Here is a 22,305-nt window from a genome sequence, read left to right on the forward strand (position 1 = left end):
CCATGACGAACTACATCCTCAAGCGCCTGGGACAGGGCCTGCTGACCGTGTTCCTCACGGTCTCCACCGTCTTTGTCCTCATCCGCATGGCCCCGGGCGATCCCGCCGTCTCCTACGCCGGACCGCTGGCCACCACCGAACAGCTCGACGCCGTCCGGGAACAGTTCGGCCTGAACAAACCGGTGCTGGAGCAGTACTGGATCTTCCTGCAGCAGCTGTTCACCGGCAACCTGGGCCAGTCCTACTCCTTCCAGGCCCCCGCCATGCAGGTGGTGGCCGAGCGGATGCCCTACACGCTGACCCTGGCCACCGCGTCCATCCTGCTCACCGCCGTGGTGGCCATCCCGCTGGGCGTGTGGATGTCCCGCCGGCCGGACACCGGCAAGGAACTCGGCGTGAACGTGCTGACCATCGCCGGGCAGTCCATGCCCGACTTCTGGACCGGCATCATGCTCCTCACCGGCTTCGCCGTGCTGATCCCCATCTTCCCGGCCTCCGGCTTCGCCACCTGGGGCGGGCTGGTGCTCCCCACCATCACCATCGCCATCCTGCAGATCGCCCTGATCTCCCGGATGGTCCGGCGTGAAATGACCGCCAACTTTGCCGCCCCGTACCTCACCGTGGCCCGCTCCCGCGGCGTCCGGAACTCGGTGCTCACGTGGCGCTACGCCATGGGCAACTCCGCCATCCCCGTGTTCACCGCGCTGGGCACCCGATTCGCCGCCATGCTCAACGGCGTGGTGGTGGTGGAAGTGGTGTTCGCCTGGCCCGGCGTCGGCTCCCTGATCGTCCGGGCACTCGAAACCCGCGACTACCCCCTCATCCAGGCAACGGTCCTGCTCACCGCACTGCTGGCCGTGGGCGTCCAGCTGCTGATCGACCTCGCCTACCCGCTCCTTGATCCCCGCGTTCGTCTTGGAAAGGCGGCAACAGCATGAGCCTCGACACCGCAACCCCCGCCGGTTCTTCCGGCGGCGCCGGAAATGCAGCGCAGCCGGCCCGGCAGCCGAGCCCCAGCGCCGTCACCAAGGCGGACATCGCCGCCGCCGGCGCCACCCGCCGTCGTAAAGCCGCCAAATGGAAGCTCATCGTCGGCACCGTCTGCACCCTGCTGGTGATCATCCCGATCATCCTGGCCCAGGTGCTCCCGCTGCCGGACGCCAACTTCCAGGACCTCGGGGCCCGGCGCCTGCCGCCTTTCACGGACGGCCACTTGTTCGGCACCGACCAGCTGGGCCGCGACCTGCTCTCCCGCGTGCTGCACGGCGGCCAGGTCTCGCTGACCATCGGCCTGCTGGCCGTGCTGGTCTCCGGCGCCATCGGCATCATCCTCGGCGCGGCCGCCGGCTACTTCGGCGGCTGGGTGGACACCATCGTCTCCCGCCTCCTCGAAGCCCAGATGTCCCTGCCGCTGCTCATGATGCTGCTGCTGGTGGTGGCCCTGTTCGGCCCCTCCATCCCGGTGATCACCTTCGTGATCGCCATCGCCCAATGGCCCGAAGTGGCCCGACTCACCCGCTCCATGGTGCTGGTGGAACGCGAAAAGCCCTACGTCTCCGCCGCCCGGATACTGGGCCTGCACCGGATCCAGATCCTGATCCAGCACATCATCCCCAACGTGATCAAGCAGGCCACCCTGGTGGTGCTGCTCCTGCTGGCCCAGGCCGTGCTGCTCGAGTCCGCTTTGTCCTTCCTGGGTGCCGGCCCGCAGCGCCCCTTCGCCACCTGGGGGCGCATCATCTCCGACGGCCAGGACTACATCACCACCTCCTGGTGGATGGTCACCCTGCCCGGCCTGGTGATCGTGCTCATGGTGGTGGGCGTCAACCTGCTGGGCGACGGCCTCCGCGACCGTCCCCGCCGCAAGAAGAAGGGTGCCTGACATGACCGCACAAACTCCCGCTGCAGCTCCCGGTTCCGGCCGCCGGGCGCAGCCCGCGCCCGCCGGGCAGCCCGCCTTCCAGGAGCAGCCGCTCCTGGAGGTCCGCGACTTCCAGGTGGAACTGATCACCGACGCCGGCATCATCCGGGCCGTGGACTCCGTCAGCTTCAGCATCCACCGGGGCGAGACGGTCACCATCATCGGTGAGTCCGGTTCCGGCAAATCGACGACGGCGATGGGCATCCTCCGCCTCCTGCCCGAGGATCTGGCGGTGCTGTCCGGCACCGTGCTGATCGACGGCGTCGACGTCACCGCCGACCCCAAAGCCATCGACAAGGTGCGCGGCAAGACCCTGGCGCTGATCCCGCAGGACCCCATGACGGCGCTCAGCCCGGTGCACTCGATCGGCAGCCAGCTCTTCGAGGCCATCCGGATCGCCGGTGCCGCGTCCGCCAAGGACAAGGGCGCGCTGCAGGCCCGGGCCGTCCGGCTGCTGGAACAGGTGCACATCCCCACCCCGGAGAAGCAGCTGAAGAAGTACCCGCACCAGCTCTCCGGCGGCATGCTGCAGCGCGTGCTCATCGCCATCGCGCTCGCCAGCGAGCCGCAGCTGCTGGTGGCGGACGAGCCGACGTCGGCCCTGGACGTCACGGTGCAGGGCGGCATCCTGGACCTGCTGCTGGAACTGCAGGAGCAGCGCGGCATCGGCATCCTGATGATCACGCACGATCTGGGCGTGGCCCGGCTGATCTCGGACCGCATCCACGTGATGAAGGACGGCCGGTTCGTGGAGTCCGGCGAGGTCCAGCAGATTGTGGACCATCCCGCCACCGAATACACCCGGGCCCTGCTGGCCGCCGTGCCCGTCCTGGGCCCGTGGGACGAAACCCCCGCCGCCACACCCCTGACCACAACTGGAGCAAAGCCATGACGAAGCCGTTCCTCGCCGTCGAAAACCTCGTGGTGGACTACCACGTGCCCGGCGGCACCTTCCGGGCCGTTGACGACGTGTCCTTCTCCGTGGACAAAGGCAAGACGATCGCCGTCGTGGGTGAATCCGGCTGCGGAAAGTCCACCATCGCCAAGGCGCTCATGCGGCTGGTGACCCCCACCAGCGGGCGCATCGACCTGGACGGCACGGACATCGCGTCGATGAGCGAGGCGAAGCTGCGGCCGCTGCGCTCCAAGTTCCAGATGGTGTTCCAGGATCCGTACGGCTCGCTGGACCCGCACATGACCGCGCAGGAGATCGTGGCCGAGCCGCTGAAGCTGCAGGGCGTCCGGTCCAAGGCGGAGCGGCACAAGGCGGCCGCCACGCTGATCGACCAGGTGGGCCTGCCCGTTGCGTCCCTGGACAAGCACCCGTCCGAGTTTTCCGGCGGCCAGCGCCAGCGCATCGGCATTGCCCGGGCCCTGGCGTCCAAGCCGGAACTGCTGGTCTGCGACGAAGCCACCAGCGCGCTGGACGTGTCCGTGCAGGCGCAGGTGCTGCGGCTGCTCAAATCTATCCAGGACGAAACGGGAATCACGTACGTTTTCATTTCGCACAACCTTGGCGTGGTGCAGGAAATCAGCGATAGCGTCATGGTGATGCAGCGCGGCAAGCTGGTTGAACACGGCACCACCGCGTCCGTCCTGACCGCCCCCAAGGAGGACTACACCCGGAAACTCCGCCGCGCCGCGCTGGACCCCTCCACCATGACGGGCCTCAAGCCGCGGCACCTGGTCCGCTCCCTGGCGCTGGCCAACCAGGCCTAAACCTACTTTTCTGAACTAACTCAACCGCAAGGAATCAACGCATGAGCAAGCAGCCCGAAGGCGCCCAGGTGGACGGCCTGAAACTTCCCATCTCCCGGCTGGTCCTGGGAACCATGACGTTCGGCGACACCGTCGATGAGGCCACCGCGGGGCGGATGGTGGAGGAAGCGCTCGACGCCGGCATCACCACCATCGACACCGCCAACGCTTACGTGGGGGGAACCACCGAGGAAATGCTCTCCCGCCTCCTGAAGGAGCGGCGCGGGGAGGTCATTCTCGCCTCCAAGGCAGGCATGCCGCACCCGGACCACGGCCAGCACTCGCCGCTGTCCCCGGCCGGGCTGCGCAACAGCGTGGAAGGCAGCCTCCGCCGGCTCGGGGTGGACAGCCTCGACCTGTTCTATCTGCACCAGCCGGACCGCGTCACACCCCTGCACGAAACGCTGACCACCGTGGCCGAGCTGTTTGCGGAGGGAAAGATCGGCGCGCTGGGCGTCTCCAACTTCGCCGCCTGGCAGATTGCCGACATCATCCACACCGCCCGTGAAGTGGGGGCGCCGCGGCCCGTCGTCGCGCAGCAGCTCTACAACCTGGTGGCGCGCCGGGTCGAGGAGGAGTACCTCGAATTCGCCGCCACCCACAACGTGCACACCATGGTCTACAACCCGCTGGGCGGCGGCCTGCTCACCGGCAAGCACAGCTTCGACGCCAAGCCCACCGAGGGCCGCTACGGCGATTCCAAGCTGGCCGCCATGTACACCCAGCGCTACTGGGACCGGCAGCTGTTCGTCGCCATCGAGGAACTCTCCGGCATCGCGCAGGCCGCCGGCATCACCCTGGCCGAGCTGTCCCTGCGGTGGCTGGCCTACCGCGACGGCGTGGGCTCCATGCTGCTGGGCGGTTCCAAGGTGGAACAGCTGCAGTCCAACATTGCCGCCGTCGCCAACGGGCCGCTGCCGGCCGACGTCGTGGAAGCCTGCGACGCCGTGGGCACCTCGCTGCGGGGTCCCATGCCCGCCTACAACCGCTGACCCACTCCTCCGAACAAGCCGGCCCCGGCCGCCCCTCCGAACCCCCGACCTGAAGGTAGAAGATCCCCATGACATCCGAACTGGCCCTCGAATTCGCCCGCAAGATCCGCGCCCGGGAACAGGCCGTGGGCTACTGGGCCGTGCTCGACGCGCCCGTGGCCACAGAACGCATCGGCCGGCTGGGCTACGACTATGTGGCCCTGGACGCCCAGCACGGACTGCTCGGCTATTCGGGCGTGCTGAACGGGCTGATGGCCATCGACGCCGGGCACACCGCCGTCGGCATGGTCCGGGTGGAGGACAACAACATCACGGCCATCGGCAAGGCGCTGGACGCCGGCGCCGTGGGCGTCATCGTTCCGCTGGTCAACACGGCCGCGGACGCCGCTGCCGCGGTGGCCGCCGCCAAGTACCCGCCGATGGGCGGACGCTCCTATGGTCCCATGCGCTCCGCCCTGCGGATCGGCCCGAAGCCTGCCGACGCCAACGCCGCCACCCTGGTGTTCGCCATGATCGAGACCCCGGACGGCCTGGCCAACGTGAAGGAAATCTGCGCCACCCCGGGGCTGGACGGCATCTACGTGGGCCCGTCGGACCTGGCCATTGCCGTGGGCGGGGCCTTCCCGGGTGATCCGGCCATCGACACCGAATTCAACGCCGCGCTGGAGACCATCGCCGAGGCCGCCGCGTCCGCGGGCATCGCCGCCGGCATCCACACCCCGGCGGGGGAGGTGGCGGCACTCCGGCTGAGCCAGGGTTACACGTTCACCACCATCGCCTCGGACCTGACGCACCTGGAGCAGATCGCCAAGGCCCACCTCGACGCCGCCACTTCCAAGGACCAGTAACCATGACAAACACAACTACCGACGCCTACAGCACCATCACCCCGGACGGGACCGTCAAGCGGGCGGGCGGCGCCGACTTCGCCTACCTCCCGGCGCCCACCGTGCAGAGCCACGCCGCCAACCTCCTCACCCTGCCCGACGGCCGGCTGGGCTGCGTCTGGTTCGGCGGCACCCAGGAAGGCGTGCCGGACATCTCCATCTGGTTCTCCGCCCTGGAACCCGGCAGCAGCCAGTGGTCCGCCCCGCAGCAGCTTTCCGACGATTCCACCCGCTCCGAGCAGAACCCCATCCTGTTCACGGCGCCGAATGGCGCCTTGTGGTTGCTGTACACCGCGCAGAAGGCGGGCAACCAGGACACCGCCGAGGTCCGCCGTCGTACGTCCACGGACGGCGGCCGCACCTGGGGCGAGGTGGAAACGCTGTTCCCCGCGAACGAAACCGGCGGCGTGTTCGTCCGCCAGCTCCCGGTGGTGCTGCCGTCCGGCCGCCTGATCGTCCCGATCTTCCGGTGCATCACCACGCCGGGGGAGAAGTGGGTGGGCAACAGCGACGACAGCGCCGTGATGATCTCTGACGACGCCGGCGCCACCTGGACCGAGCACGTGCTGCCGGGGAGCCTGGGCTGCGTGCACATGAACATCCAGCCGGTGGCCGACGGAACCCTGCTGGCCCTGTTCCGCAGCCGCTGGGCGGACTCGATCTACGAGTCCCGCTCCACGGACGACGGCTCCACCTGGAGCGAGCCGGTCCCCACCGAGCTGCCCAACAACAACTCCTCCATCCAGTTCACGGCGCTCGCCGACGGCCGCCTGGCGCTCGTGTACAACCACAGCCGGGCGGAGGCCTCCACTGAACGGAGGCTTTCCCTCTACGACGAAATTGACGACGACGGCCTGGCCGAGGAACAGGGGCAGCTGGCTGAGCCGGATGCTGCTGCCGTTGCTGACGACGGTTCGCGGAAAGCGTTCTGGGGCACTCCGCGCTCGCCGATGACGTTGGCGATCTCCGAGGATTCGGGCCGGTCCTGGCCGATCCGGCGCAACCTGGACGTGGGGGACGGGTACTGCCTGTCCAACAATTCCCGCGACGGGCTCAACCGCGAATACTCCTACCCGTCCATCCACCAGGGCCCGGACGGTTCCCTGAACATCGCGTACACGTACTTCCGGCAGGCCATCAAGTTTGTCCGGGTGGACCCGCAGTGGGCGTACGAAGGCACCACCACACCGGGCGGGGACGAGGATGGTTCCATCAATGACTGAACAGCTGCACGCCGTTGTCACCGGCACGAGCTCGGGGATCGGCAAGGCGATAGCCGAACGCCTGCTCGCCGACGGGTGGCGGGTGACCGGCCTGAGCCGCAGCGAGTCTTCTTTGGGGGAGGGGTTCCAATGGCTGCGGGCTGATCTCTCCGAACCGGAATCGTTGGGAAGCGTGGTCGAGGCCATCGGGCCGGCCGACGCCCTGGTCCACGCCGCCGGGATCCAGCGCACCGCTCCCTTGGGCGAGCTGGACCCTTCGGCCCTTTCTGGCATGTTTGCCGTCCACGTGGCTGCGGCGTCAGTCCTGGCCAATGCCCTGGTGCCGTCCATGCCCGACGGCGGCCGGATCGTCCTGCTGGGCAGCCGCACCTCCACCGGGATGCCGGGCAAGAGCCACTACGCCGCCACGAAAGCTGCGTTGATGGGGCTCGGACGGACCTGGGCGCAGGAACTCGCGCCGCGGGGGATCACCGTCAACGTGCTCTCCCCGGGCCCCACCGACACCCCCATGCTGAACGACCCCGGCCGCGCAGCCACCCCGGTGCGGATGCCGGCGCTCGGCGCCCTGGTGGACCCGGCCGACGTCGCCGCCCTGGCTGCGTTCCTGCTGGGACCGCACGGGAAGTCCATCACCGGGCAGAACTACGTCATCTGCGGAGGCGCCTCCCTCTAACCCCGACCCCCCAACCACGACGCTCTCTCACTTCCTGCCCCTTTTCCCCGGGCCCTCTCTCACTCTTCTGAAGAGAGTGATAGAGCGTCGCTGCAAAACCCACCTTAAGTGAGAGAGCGTCCTTTCAGCTTGGCGGGATCTCGTCCGCCTTGCAGGTGGGGGAGTCTACCGGGACGCTGATGCGCAGGTAGGCCGGGCTCTTTGATTCGATCGTCAGGGTGGCGCCGGCGGCGTCCGTGCTGCGGGCAACCACCCAGCCCCCGGGAACTGCGTCCGTTCCATCGAAAGCTGGGAATCCGTGCTGCGTCAGAACGGGGTCGCCAGCGGCGAAAATGTCAGCGAACTGATTGGATGGCTCCACCACGTCGGAGCTGCTCTTCATGGTCTGCGGGTAGAGCATGCATCTGCCGTCCTTCAGCATGGCCAGGGTGGCCGGCTTGTCCACGGTCCAGCTGATGTCCGGCATCGTCGCTTCCAGTGCCGCAATCAGCTCTGCACGCAGGGCATCGTACTTGGCGAAGCTTTCCGGCACGGGTGCGGGGGCTTCGGTGACAGGTGCCGCGGCGCTGCTTGTTGCCTCCGTGGGTTGCTGCGGTGCCGTGCAGCCAGCCATGAGGGTTGTCCCGAGGACCATGAGGGCCGCCCGGACGCCGGACGACCGCTTCGGTTGCATTCGGCCGTTCATTTTCCCCCAGTTCTGATGACGGGCTTCGGTGACCGGCCCACCGGGAATGCTGTCACACCTGCGCCTCGTCCGGCCATGGGCAGAACAACCCCGCGGAAAAGTGGGCGGACGACGGCGGGCACGCGCCCGCCGTCGTCCGCCTCCCCAGCGCAGGGGTTCTTCGGCTACCGTGCCACCAGCCCCGGCACGCCGTCCTGGATCGCGAACGATGCCTTCGTGCTCACAGGTGCGCCCGGCGTCGTGACGTAGTCCAGCGTCCGGAAGTCCGCGGTCATCGCGTCCTTCGTGATGCGCGTGTTCACGTACCCGCGGTTGTCGTTGTAGAACTTCAAATGCGGGTTCCAGGCCATCACGGGATCGGCCGTTGAGCCCTTGCCGTTGCCGGTGGAGGTGATGGAGGTGCAGACCAGTTCGGAGCCGACCACGGGGGAGGCGGGGTCCTTGTAGTCGACCTTGAGGTCGTTGGCCCAGTTGCGGTGCACGTCGCCGGTGAGGACGACGGCGTTGCGGACGTTCGCGTCCACCCAGCCCTTGGTGATGCGGCGGCGGGAGGCGGCGTAGCCGTCCCATCCATCCATGGAAACGTCGTCGATCTCCGGCGCCTGGTTCCGGTCCCGCTCGGCGAAGAACACCTGCTGGCCCAGGATGTCCCAGCGCTGGGTGGAGTTCTTGAACCCGTCCAGCAGCCACTTTTCCTGCTCGGCGCCGGTGATGGTGCGGTCCTCGGCCAGGCGCTCTGCAACGTTCTTCTTCCAGCCGTCGCCGGCGAGCTGGTCGTCGCGGTACTGCCGGGTGTCCATCATGTGGAAGTTGGCCAGCTGGCCCCACTGGATGGTGCGGTAGATCTTCATGTCGAACCCGGCCGGCACGGACGAGGCCCGCAGCGGCATGTTCTCGTAGTACGCCTGGAACGCGGCGGCGCGGCGCTGCCGGAACCGCTCGGTGGTGTCGTTCAGCTGGGCGGCGTCCGTGTTCTCCGGGACCTCGTCCGCCCAGTTGTTGTCCACCTCGTGGTCATCCCAGACCACCAGCCACGGTGCGATCGCGTGCGCGGCCTGCAGGTCGGCGTCGGACTTGTACTGGGCGTGCCGCTGCCGGTAGCCGGCCAGGCTGGAGGTCTCGGGGCCCTGGTGGTCGCGCGGGTTGCCGCCGCCGATCACGTAGCTGCCCTTCTTGTATTCGTACATGTAATCGCCCAGGTGCAGCACAAGGTCCGGGTGGTCCTGGGCCAGACGCGTATAGGCGGTGAAGTAGCCGTGTTCATACTGTGAGCAGCTGGCGAAGGCCATGGCCAGCGCCCCCGGCGTCTCGTGGGGCGCAGGGCTGGTGAGCGTGCGGCCCACGGCGCTGACGTGCCGGCCGGCGCGGAACCGGTAGAAGTATTCCCGCCCCGGCCGCAGGCCCTTGAGCTCCACGTGGACGGAGTGGGCGGTTTCGATCCGGGCGGTCTCGACGCCGCGGGCTACTACTGAGTGCATGCCGGCGTCTTCCGCCACTTCCCACGCCACCGCGACGTTGCGGGAGGGCATGCCGCCCAGGCCGTCCTCCGCTACGGGGTCCACCGCAAGCCGGGTCCAGATGACAAAGCCGTCCGGCCACGGCTCGCCGGAAGCGATGCCGAGCATGAACGGATCGGTGCGGAGACCGGCGTCGTCCGCGGTTGATGTGGCGAACGCGGCACCCGGGATAGCGGCGACGAGGCCGGCGCCGAGGCCAGCGGAAAGGAGGGACCTGCGTGAAATGTTTTCCATGCAGTCGACCGTAGGGAGGCTGGTTGGACAGGTTCTGAGGGAGATATGAATGGGCGGTTAACTGCGTGACAAAGATTGTCGAGGTGGCTTAGGTCCGGGATTGACTCGCAGGTATTCTCCGCTACCGCGGCCGGGACGCGGTTCCGAAGGGGGCAACGGTTTCCACTAGCAAAGTGGTGACAGGTTCAGCCCATGAGTAAGAGCGATCCGTGAACTGAATCGCTGCTGATGCACGTTTGTGCAGATGCCGATGAGAGCTCTCCCATGGCTCAAGCGCAGGCGAAACAGCTACTGACCAGTAACAACGCCGCGGATTGAGGCATCTGAGTACGGGGAGAATGCTCCGCCCAACAAAGCCCTTTTTGGCGCACATTCGTGCAGCCCGGCTCCGCTGGGACGGCAGTGATGCCAGCATGGAAAACCCGGACGATGCGTGAACGCCACGAGCGATCTCCCCATCGGCCGCCCCCGTTGACACACGAACAATGAGGTTTCTATGTCACTGCTTACCAAGACACTGTCCGTCGCCGCAGCCGCCGTCCTCGCCGGATCCTTGACTGTGGCTCCCGCCCAAGCGAACACGCTCGACGTTGCCCCGCCGGGGGCCAACGACTGGTCCTGCAAACCAACCGCCGAGCATCCGTATCCGGTCATTCTTGTGCCCGGAACCTTTGAGAGCATGGCGAAGAACTGGTCCACCCTGTCGCCGTACCTCAAGAGCGCCGGGTACTGCGTCTTCGCCCTCAATTACGGAGAGACGAACGGCGTGTATGCCACCGCCCCCGTGGCCGACTCCGCGCAGGAACTCGCCCCGTTCGTGGACGCGGTACGTGCTGCCACCGGTGCTAAGAAGGTGGATCTTGTGGGCCACAGCCAGGGCGGCATGATGCCCCGCTACTATATGGGCTTCCTCGGCGGTGCCAAGAATGTCAACAAGCTCATTGGCATCGCACCTTCCAACCACGGCACTGAAGGCGTCATCGTCCCGCCGCCGGGCTTTGTCGGGGATCCGGACTACACCGGCCTGGGCTGTGCAGCCTGCGCCGACCAGCAGGCGGGCTCGGCATTCATGCAGAAGCTCAACTCCATCGGCGACACCGTAGCGGGACCCTCCTACACCGTGATCTCGACGGTCTACGACGAAGTGGTCATTCCCTACAACAGCCAGTTCCTCAGTGGCCCGTCACGACAGGTCACGAACATCACCATCCAGGACAAGTGCCCGGCCGATCTCTTCGAACACGACCAGACGCCGAACGACCCTGTGGTGCACCAGATCGTGGCCCATGCACTGGGCACGCCTTCGGGTCCTGCAGACCCGGCATATCAACCCGCCTGCATCTAGCAGTCCTAAACCAGTGACTAACGACGGCGGCCGGCAGCAAAGCCGGCCGCCCGCCGTCGTAATGACTACTTAGGGGAGATCAGGGCGTCGAACTGCTCCTGCCAGAGGGCCAGTTCCCGGTCCACGTCCCGCCTGCGCGACGGAGTCCACTTGGGCCAGATATCAGATGCGACGCGGGTTTCGACCGCGGCCTGCACGCGGGCGGGAGGAGTGCTGCGCTGGGAGTTGCCAGCGGTTTTCAGTGGCGGCTTCGGCCCGGAAAGTCCCCGGGGCGCGTTCCGCTGGGGCGGCACCCGGGCTATGTTGCGCTTGGATCTGCCAGCGTTTTTCCGCCCGGTGATCCGGTGGGTAAGTTCCACAAGGCCGACTAGGAGACCGCCCACGCCCCAGATGATTCCGAGCAGGACCAAGGCAACCACCAGCAAGGCAAACCACAGCAGGATCCCGATTGCAGGTATGAGCACCACCAGCATGGCCGGACTCAGAGTGTGTCGGAAATTGCGCGGCCCGGAAAGAGCGCAGGGGCCGCGGTCTCGCCAAGGTGAATGGTGAAGAATTCGGTCATTAGAACGGGCCCCTATCGGTCGTCATGCAAGACCAGGACCTCACCCAGAGCAGCATGATATCGCCTGCCCTCATACCGGACAATGGCACGCGGCTTAGTTCCGCCGCACTATTGTCCCGACGGAATTATCTCGACGGGCCCCGGCACCGGGTCGAGCCGGAAACGGCCCGATTGGAATTAACAAAACGGGAATTGCCAAAAAGCACTATCCAGTGGGCGGATTCTGCCGCAAGATGACGGAATGAAAAAGATCTTCGTAGCCGGTTTTGCAGCCGTAATCATGGGCCTCGGCGGAATTGCCGGGGCAGCCCCGGGCAACGCAGCCCCGGGCAAGGCAGCCTCCGAATCATCACCTGTTGCGGGACAAATCATGGTGAAGTTCCGGGACAACGCCGCGGCAGCCGGCCTGTTGCGCCAGCATGGGCTCAAGGAGGGTGCGGGAATCGGCAGCACCGGAGCTCAACTCGTCAAAGTGCCGGCCGGTAGTGAACTCAAGCTCATCGAAGCGTTGAGCCGGAATCCGGCGGTTGAGTACGCCGAGCCGGACGAGCTCGTGACCGCCGCAACCGATGACCTTTACTTCGACCGCCAGTACGCCCTCCAAAACGACGGCCAGTCCTTCACCAACACCCTCAACACGATGACTGTCGGCGAGGGCAAAGCGGACGCTGATGTGGACGCCGTCGAAGCGTGGACCGTCACCGGAGAAGCGGGCACGCGGGTTGCCATCGTCGATTCGGGTGTGGCAATCGACCACGAGGACATCTCGCAGAGGGTCGTTGCACGGACCAACTTCAGTGACACCAAAATCGCTAAACCCGAGGACTACGACAAATACGGCCACGGCACCCACGTTGCCGGCATCGTTGCCGCCGTCCACAACACCAAAGGTGTCGCCGGTGTGTGCCCGGACTGCACCATCCTGGATGCCAAAGTGCTCAACGACAACGGGTCCGGTGCCAGCTCAGCCATTGCCAAGGGCATTGACTGGGCGGTGGCCAATGGTGCCAAGGTGATCAACTTGAGCCTCGGACAGCGCGTCTCTTCACGCACCCTCGAGACCGCCGTGAACAACGCCTGGAATCAAGGTGTGGTGATAGTGGCCGCCGCCGGCAACGCCGGTACCCAGGCCAAGATCTATCCGGGCGCCTATCCCAACGTTATTTCCGTGGCCGCGACCGACAACACCGACACCAAAGCTTCCTTCTCGACGTACGGAAAGTGGGTGGATGTTGCTGCGCCCGGCGTCAACGTCTATTCGACCTTCCCGAACCACACCTTCGTCCTGGGCACGCAGAACGGCCGCTCCAAGGGTTACGACGTTGCCAGCGGCACCTCAATGGCGTCGCCCGTCGTTGCTGCCACTGCAGCCCTTGTCTGGAGATCGCAGACAGACCCTACCAACGCATCCGTCCGGGAAAGGGTTGAATCGACTGCCGACAAAATCCCCGGGACGGGCACCAACTGGGCGTTCGGCCGCGTGAACGCCTGCGCTGCGGTAGGTTGCACCGTCCCTTAGCTTGTGGTCGGCCGGCCCTCCACGACGGCGGCCTGGCCGCCGTCGTACGTCCCTTCCGCACGTTGCTTGATGCCGCGCAGCATGCCGACTTCCATGTAGTGGTGCAGCGGGTCGCCGATCAGAAAGTCGATGCCGCGAGCCAGCAGCATGGCGCCGGGCACCCGCTGAAGGGCGAACGCCACGGCCTTGGTGAACAGCGGGGCATCGGCCGCAGCACCCTGGGCCGCGGCACTGATGTATCCCATCCCTCGGGATCGAACGATTAAGCGGGTGCGGTTCCCCGGGAGAGGACGCAGCACGAACGCCTCTCCCGCGACGAGATGGCGGTTGGGCTCGATCTCCGACACGGTCGCATAGACGCCGCCGCCGTAGGGCACCTGGTCGCCGACCTTGAGGTCCTGCAGCTCCGGGTGAATGCGCGTCGCGGAGTGCTTTCCTTCAACGTACCGGGCGCGGAACATCGCCCGTTCCACCAGGTCGTGGGTATAGAACCCGGCACGGTAGATCCCCATTTGGACGATCCAGGGCCATACTCGCTCCGGCGGCACGTCAATGGTGATCGCCCGGGTGCTTTGGAACGTCGGACGAGGCACGTGGTCATCACCCGGCAGAGGTTCATCGGCTTCGTCACCCTGTGTTCCCCACCGCAGCATCGCCGGACGCCACACCAGATACGCGGCGATCTTGACGGACAGTGTTGCGCCCAGAACCAGTAGCCTTGTGCGGTTTACCATCCTGTTCACCTGCCTCGTGGTAGCAGCCGCCATACCAACACCCTCCACGCGATCCTGCAGCCGGGGAAGTGCCTAAAGTCCCCGTACACCCGCCTCCGCAGCACTGGGTTCCCATGCTTGTCAGGCCCACCCGCCCCGAGGAGACTTGCTGTATGCCGTCCGCTAACGCGGGTGGCGGTGTTTCTCCTTTCGGGGGCGGCGCCCTCCTGGCTGGTCGGGGAAGTCGTGGATGCATCGGGGTTGCGGGACGAGTTTGTGGTGGTCAACGGGGAGGCTGCGGGAAGCCGGATCCGCATTCCGCACGGCACCACCACCATCGGCAGCGGCGAAGGCTCGCGGCTGCGCCTGCCGGTGTCCGGAGTGAGCCGCCGCCACGCCGTGCTGACCTCTCTGGATGGCCGGACCGTCGTCGAGGACCAGAACTCGCGCAACGGCACCTGGGTCAACGGCCACCCGATCACGGCGCCCACCGAACTCACCGACGGCGACGAGGTCCAGTTCGGGCAGGTGCAGCTCCGTTTTGTTGAAGGGGCGTACGACGGCGGCAACGGCCCGCCGCACGCGGCCGGCGGCCACGATTCGCAGCAGCGGGCCCCGGCAGCTGCCCCGAAGAAGGGCCTCGGGGCTGCACTCCTGTTCGCAGCGGCGATCAACGTGGTGGGCCTCATCGGCAACAGCCTGACTGCGTTCCTGACCGAGCTGACGCCCACCTGGACGTGGTTCGTCACTCCCGCGATGGGCCTGGCAGTGGCCCTGGGCGGGGAGACGCTGAGCTACTTGAAGGACAAGGGCGCGAAGCCACCCAAGCGGCCGGAGCGTCGGTACCACCCCTCCAGCCAGGGACAACCGTCACGGCCGCCACGCCCGCTTCGGCCCGGGCGCCCGGAAGACGCTGCACCACGTTCCCGCCCCATCGTGGTGACGCTGATCGCGACGCTGCTCCTCCTTGGCGGCGGCGGCTGGCTGGTGGCCGCAGGGGCGAGTTACGCCGTCGGCTATTTCTCCGGGAACGAGGAAGGCACCCAGCGGCTGGCCCGCCAGGTGGTGACGGAAGCGCAGGGCGTCACGGTGACCGTCCTCGGAGTGCAGAGCACCGCCCACTTCACCCGCGTGGAGATCCATGTCAGGAACGGGACCAGCAATTCCATGTCGCTGCCGCTGTTCCACAACGCCATCCTCACCGGCCCGGATGGCACCACCTTCGACGCCGATGCCTTCCGGAGCAGCTGGCAGCCTGAGATACCGCCCGGGGGGCAGCGCAAGGGGACCATCAACTTCGAGAGTCAGGTGCCGGACACAGGCGGCACGGTGTCCCTCAGCTTCATCACCGTCTTCCTGCAGGGGTTCGACGGGCCGCGCTCCATCACCGTCCCGGACATCCCGCTGATGCCCCTGGTGGTGCCGATTGCCGAAACCCGTGTAGAGTAGTTCCTGTTGTTGTGTTTATGCAGTTGGTAGTTCAGGCAGTACGCGGGGTCGAAAGTCCTCGTTCTTCTGAAGTAGCGGTTTTGAACACCCCACACCGGAGGACCCGAAAGTCGGGACTTTTCCTCCACCTTCACGAAGGACAAAAATAATGGCTACTGGTACCGTCAAATGGTTTAACGCTGAAAAGGGCTTCGGCTTCATTTCCCCCGATGACTCCTCACAGGACGTTTTCGCACACTACTCTGCGATCAACTCCTCCGGTTTCCGCTCCCTCGAAGAGAACCAGAAGGTCTCCTTCGAAACCGAGCAGGGCCCCAAGGGTCCCCAGGCCGTAAACATCCAGGCTATCTAATTTCCTAGATACCCGGGACCGTTTAGGTTTCATAGAGCAGGGCCTGCCGTTTGGCAGGCCCTGCTTTTTGTTTAACCCGGGTGTGCCACGGCTCCTGCCTTCGAAGAAGCCCCCGTCCGATTTGGGACGGGGGCTTCTGTCGTTGCTGACTACTTTTCGTCGTTCATTAGCTGATGGTATTCCCGTGTTTCAAGGAGCCATATATCGAAGTTGGCCGGTGACTGCATCGCCTTATTGGTAATTTCGGGCTTTTCTGGGAGACCGAGATGCTCCGTAGTGGCCTTCATATGCCGTTTGGTTACCGGTACTGCAGAGAAGATAAGGGACCCAGACGCAACGGTCAGTACGAGCGTCATGGGGACGGTTACGATGCCCGGCGCGCCAGACCAAATCGTCAGAACGTTCACCGTACCGCCGACTGCCGCTACCAGCCATCCACAAAAGAACCGTACCCAACTCTCGGCGTTCAGTCGTAGCGCAGTAAGGCCGATCCTGGACTCCCAAAGTGGCGCCAGCTTCCTGGCCCGCCTATCTACCATGCGCCAGTAGAGATTCTTGGGGGTTATTTGCACGTCGTGCTCACCTCATCAGTTCCCATAACGTCCAGAGTATCCAAGGCGCCCCCACCTGTATTGACTACTTATGCTCATAACAACCACGCGGTTCTGTCGGCGAGCAGGCTTGCATTCGTTGAAAGAAGGACTACAAGGCGGGAACGACCTCGAACAGAACTCAATATCTTCAAGCTTTATCGGACAGTCCGCCGCCATGCGCTGGTCCTCAATCAACGAACTGCCCTTAAACATGAAACTGCTCCCCGAAAGTCAGAACTGAATTTTCAGTCCAACTTTCGGGGAGCAGTTCATTTGGCAGGCCCTGCTTTTGCTTAACCCGGGTGTGCCACCGCCCGTGCATGGCGGTTGAACGCCATCCCGAGCGGAGGGGATCAGCTCAGCTCAGCGCAGCACAGACATCGATTACTCGGCCCGCTCCGCTGAACACCCTCTTTTCTTCGAAGTTGTCCGCGTAGATCGCGTAGTTGAATTCGCCGACCAGCACGTAGATGCCTTGTAGGTCTGAATCCGGGTTGTTGACTACGACGTTTCTGCCGGTAACAACGGTCTCGATGATGTCGCGCGGCGTTGCGTCCACGACGACTTCCCGGCGAACGCCGGTAATGACGTAACTGACAGATTCGTCTGTATCTTCATTGGTCAGCGTTATCTTTTGACCCGGTGACGTTACCGTTTTCACGTTCCCGTTCGTGATCGTCTTCGTCTTGCCGGTCAGCGTGTACGAAACGTCGAAGTTGCAAAAGATCCCTTCTGGCAAGAGGCCGCCCTCATCGACGGGCGTGGGCGTCGCCGCATACACCGTCCCTGAACCGGCAATGAGGGCTACGAGCAGCAGCGGCAAGGCAAGAATTTTCTTCATGGGGAATTTCCTCCAATGAGTTGGGAAGTGCGCATTTCGTTCGACTCAGTTACTGCGCACATTGTCGGCCGGACGATCAATGAGTGCGTGTTCTCACGCGAGAACAGCGCGAATGAGTCACCCCAGTAAAATTAGCTCATTAGCCTTACCCGAAAGTAAGTGTCGACTCTCAGCATCAACGTCTTTGAATGATGCTTAGATGCAGGATATTAGCGCCTTGTAGCACCGCGGGGAAGTTACTTCTGCGATTTTATAATCGAACTTATTTTCGCTCTTTACTAATTGCTCACCGTGATATCTACGCTCATTGGTCTACTCATTTAACAACACAATGACGTAACCTAATTGCAAAAATTTATCTATGGTGCCCGCCATTCGCGCTCGAGAAGCCTAATATGTGAGCGGTTCTGTCAAGGGGGCAGGGAGAGGCCGTCCCGGGTTGTGTGGTCCTGGGGGTTGCCTCTTCGATGTGGGGCCGTGACTGGTTGTCGGTGGTCCGCGTCGTTGTGGCCGGGGTGTCTGGGGGTGCTCAGCGTGTCGTTGGCGACAGCGTGGTCAGACTAATATGCGCGGGTTGGTTACCGCAGGGCGAAGGTGTTCGGCTGGAGCATATCGCTTCTCTAGAGTCGGGCGTGGCTGTTGGGAGCTGCCCATAGGCTTGACGCGAGTTCACTCCACGCGCTGCGAGGCACCGGGGCCAGACATCCCGGAGTTTTTCAGGGCCGCGGCTGTGCGGCGGTGGTTTGTGCTTCGCTGGCCAGGGACCAGCACCAGCCTGCCAGTTCCCGGGCAATGGCGACGTTCGCGACGACGGGTCGTTTCCGGTGTTCCAGGTAGACGAGCCAGCGATCATGCAGGCGGCGGTTGCCGGCTTGTCCGCGGGCCCGTGCTGCGGGGGTTGCTGCTTCCCAGCGGGAGCGCATCAAAACGGATGGGTGTGTGTAGGGTCTGCGGTGGTGCCAGGCGGCTTCGATCAGGAGCCGGCGGGCATGGGTATTCCCGGTTTTGGTGATGCCGCCTTGGGAGCGGTGCTGGCCTGAGGAACTTTCCGAAGGCACCAGGCCAAGGTAAGCGCCGATCGTGCGGCCGGTGAAGCGGTTCCAGTCCCCGATCTCCACGGCCAGCCCGAACGCGGTCAGGGTCGAGATCCCGCGCAGGCATTCGAGCGACCTCACCACGGGGGTGTATTCGCTGTCGTAGGCGATTTTCGTGATGGCTGCGTCCAGGCGGTCGCGGCGGGCCAAGGTCTCGGTGATGGTCTCGAGGGCAAGGTCGTAAGCAAGTTGCAGGGCCGGGGAGTCGAAGCGTTGCCGGTAGAGCCAGGACATGTGGGCCCGGGTCCAGGTATCCCCGCCGCGGTAATGAATGCCCTGGCGCAGCAACAGTTTCGAGACCCGGTGCCGGGCCCGCATCAGGTCCCCGCGGGTATCTTCCCTGGCCCGGACCAGATCCCTGGCCGCTTCCTGCCCGGGATCCGGGACGGCGACCTCGGTGATCTCATCCAGTTTCAACAGCCGGGCCAGGTGCAGGGCGTCATTCCGGTCGGTTTTCACCCTGTCCCCGGGCGGGCGTTGAAGCTTGGACGGTGCCGCGACCACACAGTCAACACCGGCCCTCCGCAGGAACCGGGCCAGCATGAAACCTGTCGGACCTGCCTCGTAAACTACCCGGCACGGCCCAGACAGGCCCTGGATCCAGGCGAGAATCTCATCATGGTCCGGCGTCAGCCGGCCGCGGAGAATCTCACCCGTCTGCCCATCGATCGCGCACGCAACAACCGACAGGGCGTGGACATCCAGGCCGACGTGAGTACGCTCGTGCATAGCTGGAACCTCCAAACTTCAAATGTGGCTCTGCCCCAATGGATTAAGTCTGGGGACAACCCACGCGAGATTGAAGAGAAGGTTCCAGCCCATCACTTCCTGGTCCTTCTGACGGAGGCCATTCACGCCGGGGGCCAAGGTTGCCGGACCGCGGACACCCGGAACCAGTCACACCCCAAAGCCCGCGGTCCGGAATCCGCCCCGGCAACAATGGACGATCAGAAGGACCAGAACCCTGCCCGGGCCACCGCCCCCTCACACATATCGCCTAGACCTGCCCCCGCTCCGCCAGGAACGCATCCAGCGCAGGGTTCCCGATCTCCTTCGTCAGCCAGGGCACCGCCTGCGCGGCGGCCTCATCCCCGAGCACGGCGCGGTGGGACTGCGCCCGCACCGTGAACTCCCGCATTCCGCTCCGGCTTGCCAGCTCGGCCAGCCGCTCCACGAACTCGGTAGCCCGCGGCGACTTCATGGCGATGGCCACCTCCGCCGCCGTGTCCAGCAGCCGGGCCGAATACCAGAGGTACCAGGGCTTGGGTTCCAGCCCCCGCTCTATCCAGTGTTCGGCCGCCGCGAGATCGCCATGAGTCAGGAACAGCCGCGCTTCAGCACCCGCCGCCAACGCCATGTAACAGTGGTCGCCGGCCAGCTCGGCCATCACCCAGGAGCGGTCGATCATGGCTGCGGCTTCCTCCAGCTTTCCGGCAGCCAGATAGGTCTCGCCGCGGATCCCGTCCACGAACGGCTCGAACGCCGTCCAGTGTTCCTCCGCAATGCAGACCAGCGCGCGGTCCAGGGAAGCAGCCGCCAGGTCCAGCTCACCCCGGAGCAGGTGCACCCGGCCGAGAAGCGCCTCGCTGAACGCCTGCTGCCGGCGGTTCCGGATCGCTTTGGCCAACCGGCCGGACTCGGTCAGCGCCGTCACGGCATCCCCGTACCGTGCCGTATCCGAGGCCAGCATGCCCTGAATAGCCAGGACTCTCGCCTGTTCGTCGGGGAATCCCTCAGCCGCGGCCATCGCCCGGTCCAGCCATCCGGCCGCCCGGTCCGGGACACCGCGCTGCACGGACAAGTACCCCAGCTCCCGGTACGCCGCACCGGCAGTCCGGGAGGCGCCGTCGGGCCCTTCCGCCTGCAGCGCCCGGTGCAGGAAGTCCGCCACCTCGGCGCCGCGGCCGCCCGCCTGGTGGATCAGCGCGCCGGAGAGCGTCACGAGGGCCTCGGCGATCAAATGGGCGTCGCCGGTGCGCTGGGCCAGCACCACCGCGAGCCGCAACTGGTCCAGCCCCCGGTCCACGGCGCCCGCCCAGAGCGACGCGCCCCCGGCAGCGAGATAGGACCGCACCGTCGCCACGGTGGCCGGCATCCCTGGGTCCGTTTCGGGAGCGGCAGCGGATAAGGCCCGGCGGACTTCGGTCGGCAGCGGCAGCCCGAGCTCCTCGCGGTAGAGGTTTCCGCATTTGGTGACGTGCTCGCGGGCCCGGCGGTGCTCGCCGAGAGCCACGAACGCCTTGACCAGGACGGCGTTGCAGTCCGCGTGGAACGGATCCCGGCGCAGCGCCAGCGCGGCCAGCTCCGCAGCCTCCCCGGGACTGCCCGATGCGAGGGCGGCCAGAGCGGCTTCGTAGAGCAGTGACTGGACCACGTTGTCCAGGCGGTAACGCTGGTCCGCCAGCCACGAATCAAAGACGGGCGAATCGGCGAAAGACAACCCCTCCAGCAACTGGCCGGTGAAGCGTCGAGGGTCAACGCCCGGGCCGCCGGCCGAGTCCACCACTTCCAGGGCATCGCAACGCCACGGCGGCTGAAGCGTCAGCCGCAGCGGATCACCGGCAACCGTCACGCCGTCGAGCGTCCGGCGCAGCTCGGACAGGTTCCAGCGTAGGGCACCGAGGGGATCCTCGGCATCTGGGAAAAGCAGCGACGCCGTGCGGGAGCGGCCGGTCCCGTCGGCCTGCAGCGCGAGGTAGGCCAGCACCGCCCAGGCCTTGCGGCCCCTGGGTTGCGGGGGAGTCGCGCCAAGAGACTCGATCCGCGGCGGACCGAGGAGCCGGATCCAATTCTCGGCCATACGGCTCATGGTACGCCGGGCGCCCTCCGGCGTCTGCGGGGTTCACACGCTTGCTCACACGCCGCCCGGACACACTGAAATCACCCCATCCGCACACACTCACAAGAGGTGCAACACCATGGAATTGCTCGGCATCCTGCTACTCGGACTCTGGGTTCTCAGCGTCACCGTCCGCGCCCTCCTGACCGACGGCCGCGGCCACACGCCCCACGTCCGGTCCACCGCGCCGTGGACGGCAGGCAACCTTCCCAGCGCTCCGTACGCGTAGCTGACGCTCAGCCGGCCTTGTAGTCAAAGATGACGGTCGCAGGAAGAGGCCCCTGCAGCATCTCGGCGCTGATGCCGTGAATTTCCATGATCTTTGCCCGGAACCACTCGTCAAAGGGATGGTCGGAGGTCGCGACGGACTGGAAGGCCCGGTTAAGATCGTCGGCTTCGTGGAAGACTGCGATGAAATCCCCTTGCGGCGTCTGCGCGTGGCTGAGGACCTCACGGGTTACTCCCATCCGCTCGCGGGAGCGGCGGAATTCCTCCTGACGGGGGCCTTGAATCTCCTCGATGAGCGACTTCCACTCATCCAGCTTCCCGGGCAGAATCGGCGCGAACCAGCTTAAGCTTTCCATGACAGGTCCTTCCACGCAGTTGCTCCAGCATTGTTGCGGCGCGGTGTCCAACGGCAGCCGTGCACCTGCATGATAGTCCTGCGGAAAGACGCGGTATAGGGCCTCGCGCAAGTGATCCGCTTGAGTCCGGGCGGGAGCGAAATCAGCCCTCGAGCTCCAGCACCAGCTCCACGTCCACGTCATCCCCGTCGCGGATGCCGGCCGCAGTTCTGATGGCCTTCTTGACCGGCAGCAGGTAGGAGCCGCTCTTGCTGTCCGGGAAGATCGACGTTGACCAGCTGTTTCCGGCGATGGAAGCAGTCACCTTCACCGAGCCGAAGCCCTTGCGGAAGGGCGCGGCCTCGTCCCCGATCTGGTCCGCCAGGTCCTGCGGCAGCGTGATGAAGTGCCACCCGGCTTCCTCCGGATAGTGCCACAGCTCGCCGCGGAACGAATACGTCGTCGTCACGCTTTGAGTATGGCACCGGCCGGCATCCAGACAGCCGCGATCAACGGCCGGTTCACACCCCAGCCACCCCCGG

Annotated in this window: 22 protein-coding genes; 13 read left to right on the forward strand and 9 right to left on the reverse strand. The window is 65.6% G+C overall.

Going from position 1 to position 22,305, the window contains the following annotated elements; genetic code table 11:
• Positions 1–2: 2 nt before the first annotated feature.
• The 8 genes from Q8Z05_RS13020 to Q8Z05_RS13055 all read left to right on the forward strand — a co-directional run bounded on the left by Q8Z05_RS13020 (position 3) and on the right by Q8Z05_RS13055 (position 7,454).
• The gene (locus Q8Z05_RS13020) at positions 3–938 is read left to right on the forward strand and encodes an ABC transporter permease (protein ID WP_305940052.1); all 936 of its coding nucleotides are present in this window, start codon (positions 3–5) and stop codon (positions 936–938) included.
• A complete protein-coding gene (locus tag Q8Z05_RS13025; RefSeq protein WP_305940053.1) occupies positions 935–1,882 on the forward strand; it encodes an ABC transporter permease in 948 nt (315 codons plus the stop codon). Before Q8Z05_RS13020 ends, Q8Z05_RS13025 begins: the two co-directional genes overlap by 4 nt.
• Before the next feature lies 1 nt (position 1,883).
• Positions 1,884–2,813, forward strand: a complete 930-nt coding sequence (locus tag Q8Z05_RS13030) for an ABC transporter ATP-binding protein (protein ID WP_305940054.1) — start codon at positions 1,884–1,886, stop codon at positions 2,811–2,813.
• Positions 2,810–3,640 carry an ATP-binding cassette domain-containing protein gene (locus tag Q8Z05_RS13035; RefSeq protein ID WP_305940055.1) on the forward strand — a complete coding sequence of 277 codons (831 nt, stop codon included), beginning with the start codon at positions 2,810–2,812 and terminating at the stop codon, positions 3,638–3,640. Before Q8Z05_RS13030 ends, Q8Z05_RS13035 begins: the two co-directional genes overlap by 4 nt.
• 41 nt (positions 3,641–3,681) lie before the next feature.
• On the forward strand, positions 3,682–4,671 hold the full coding sequence (locus Q8Z05_RS13040; protein ID WP_305940056.1) for an aldo/keto reductase: 990 nt from the start codon (positions 3,682–3,684) through the stop codon (positions 4,669–4,671).
• Positions 4,672–4,739: 68 nt separating this feature from the next.
• On the forward strand, positions 4,740–5,519 hold the full coding sequence (locus Q8Z05_RS13045; protein WP_305940057.1) for an HpcH/HpaI aldolase family protein: 780 nt from the start codon (positions 4,740–4,742) through the stop codon (positions 5,517–5,519).
• A 2-nt stretch (positions 5,520–5,521) separates the two neighbouring features.
• Entirely contained in the window at positions 5,522–6,781 is a 1,260-nt protein-coding gene (locus Q8Z05_RS13050) for a sialidase family protein (protein ID WP_305940058.1), read from the forward strand.
• Positions 6,774–7,454 carry an SDR family NAD(P)-dependent oxidoreductase gene (locus tag Q8Z05_RS13055; RefSeq protein WP_305940059.1) on the forward strand — a complete coding sequence of 227 codons (681 nt, stop codon included), beginning with the start codon at positions 6,774–6,776 and terminating at the stop codon, positions 7,452–7,454. The genes Q8Z05_RS13050 and Q8Z05_RS13055 overlap by 8 nt, the downstream gene beginning before the upstream one ends.
• 124 nt (positions 7,455–7,578) lie before the next feature.
• Here Q8Z05_RS13055 and Q8Z05_RS13060 read toward each other — a convergent pair whose 3' ends face one another.
• Both Q8Z05_RS13060 and Q8Z05_RS13065 read right to left on the reverse strand, forming a co-directional pair.
• A complete protein-coding gene (locus Q8Z05_RS13060; protein WP_305940060.1) occupies positions 7,579–8,127 on the reverse strand; it encodes a hypothetical protein in 549 nt (182 codons plus the stop codon).
• 176 nt (positions 8,128–8,303) lie between these two features.
• Positions 8,304–9,890 (reverse strand): alkaline phosphatase D family protein, encoded by a 1,587-nt coding sequence (locus Q8Z05_RS13065; protein WP_305940061.1) that lies wholly within the window; start codon positions 9,888–9,890, stop codon positions 8,304–8,306.
• A 496-nt stretch (positions 9,891–10,386) separates the two neighbouring features.
• Between Q8Z05_RS13065 and Q8Z05_RS13070 the strand changes: the two genes are divergently transcribed.
• Positions 10,387–11,235 (forward strand): esterase/lipase family protein, encoded by an 849-nt coding sequence (locus tag Q8Z05_RS13070; protein ID WP_305940062.1) that lies wholly within the window; start codon positions 10,387–10,389, stop codon positions 11,233–11,235.
• 65 nt (positions 11,236–11,300) lie between these two features.
• Here Q8Z05_RS13070 and Q8Z05_RS13075 read toward each other — a convergent pair whose 3' ends face one another.
• On the reverse strand, positions 11,301–11,708 hold the full coding sequence (locus tag Q8Z05_RS13075; RefSeq protein WP_305940063.1) for a hypothetical protein: 408 nt from the start codon (positions 11,706–11,708) through the stop codon (positions 11,301–11,303).
• Between the two features lie 333 nt (positions 11,709–12,041).
• On the opposite strand from Q8Z05_RS13075, the gene Q8Z05_RS13080 reads away from it, so the two are divergent.
• On the forward strand, positions 12,042–13,319 hold the full coding sequence (locus tag Q8Z05_RS13080) for a S8 family serine peptidase (protein ID WP_305940064.1): 1,278 nt from the start codon (positions 12,042–12,044) through the stop codon (positions 13,317–13,319).
• On the opposite strand, the gene Q8Z05_RS13085 is transcribed toward Q8Z05_RS13080, so the two are convergent.
• Positions 13,316–14,053, reverse strand: coding sequence for an SRPBCC family protein (locus tag Q8Z05_RS13085; RefSeq protein ID WP_305940065.1), 738 nt, complete (start codon positions 14,051–14,053; stop codon positions 13,316–13,318). The genes Q8Z05_RS13080 and Q8Z05_RS13085 overlap by 4 nt on opposite strands.
• A 171-nt stretch (positions 14,054–14,224) precedes the next feature.
• On the opposite strand from Q8Z05_RS13085, the gene Q8Z05_RS13090 reads away from it, so the two are divergent.
• Together Q8Z05_RS13090 and Q8Z05_RS13095 are read left to right on the forward strand one after the other, a co-directional pair.
• The gene (locus tag Q8Z05_RS13090) at positions 14,225–15,481 is read left to right on the forward strand and encodes an FHA domain-containing protein (protein WP_305940066.1); all 1,257 of its coding nucleotides are present in this window, start codon (positions 14,225–14,227) and stop codon (positions 15,479–15,481) included.
• A 148-nt stretch (positions 15,482–15,629) separates the two neighbouring features.
• A complete protein-coding gene (locus Q8Z05_RS13095; RefSeq protein WP_003806113.1) occupies positions 15,630–15,833 on the forward strand; it encodes a cold-shock protein in 204 nt (67 codons plus the stop codon).
• Between the two features lie 951 nt (positions 15,834–16,784).
• On the opposite strand, the gene Q8Z05_RS13100 is transcribed toward Q8Z05_RS13095, so the two are convergent.
• From Q8Z05_RS13100 to Q8Z05_RS13110, 3 genes are all read right to left on the reverse strand, one after another.
• The gene (locus Q8Z05_RS13100) at positions 16,785–17,267 is read right to left on the reverse strand and encodes a hypothetical protein (protein ID WP_305940067.1); all 483 of its coding nucleotides are present in this window, start codon (positions 17,265–17,267) and stop codon (positions 16,785–16,787) included.
• A gap of 716 nt (positions 17,268–17,983) precedes the next feature.
• A complete protein-coding gene (locus Q8Z05_RS13105) occupies positions 17,984–19,090 on the reverse strand; it encodes an IS110 family transposase (protein WP_305940068.1) in 1,107 nt (368 codons plus the stop codon).
• Positions 19,091–19,358: 268 nt separating this feature from the next.
• Positions 19,359–21,161, reverse strand: a complete 1,803-nt coding sequence (locus Q8Z05_RS13110; RefSeq protein WP_305940069.1) for an SARP family transcriptional regulator — start codon at positions 21,159–21,161, stop codon at positions 19,359–19,361.
• A 118-nt stretch (positions 21,162–21,279) separates the two neighbouring features.
• On the opposite strand from Q8Z05_RS13110, the gene Q8Z05_RS13115 reads away from it, so the two are divergent.
• Entirely contained in the window at positions 21,280–21,429 is a 150-nt protein-coding gene (locus Q8Z05_RS13115) for a hypothetical protein (protein WP_305940070.1), read from the forward strand.
• Positions 21,430–21,436: 7 nt separating this feature from the next.
• Here Q8Z05_RS13115 and Q8Z05_RS13120 read toward each other — a convergent pair whose 3' ends face one another.
• Both Q8Z05_RS13120 and Q8Z05_RS13125 read right to left on the reverse strand, forming a co-directional pair.
• On the reverse strand, positions 21,437–21,784 hold the full coding sequence (locus tag Q8Z05_RS13120) for a DUF6176 family protein (RefSeq protein WP_305940071.1): 348 nt from the start codon (positions 21,782–21,784) through the stop codon (positions 21,437–21,439).
• A gap of 142 nt (positions 21,785–21,926) precedes the next feature.
• The gene (locus tag Q8Z05_RS13125; RefSeq protein WP_305940072.1) at positions 21,927–22,232 is read right to left on the reverse strand and encodes a DUF1905 domain-containing protein; all 306 of its coding nucleotides are present in this window, start codon (positions 22,230–22,232) and stop codon (positions 21,927–21,929) included.
• Positions 22,233–22,305 lie beyond the last annotated feature (73 nt).

The sequence above is a fragment of the Arthrobacter oryzae genome (assembly GCF_030718995.1).
Taxonomy (GTDB): Bacteria; Actinomycetota; Actinomycetes; order Actinomycetales; family Micrococcaceae; genus Arthrobacter; species Arthrobacter oryzae_C.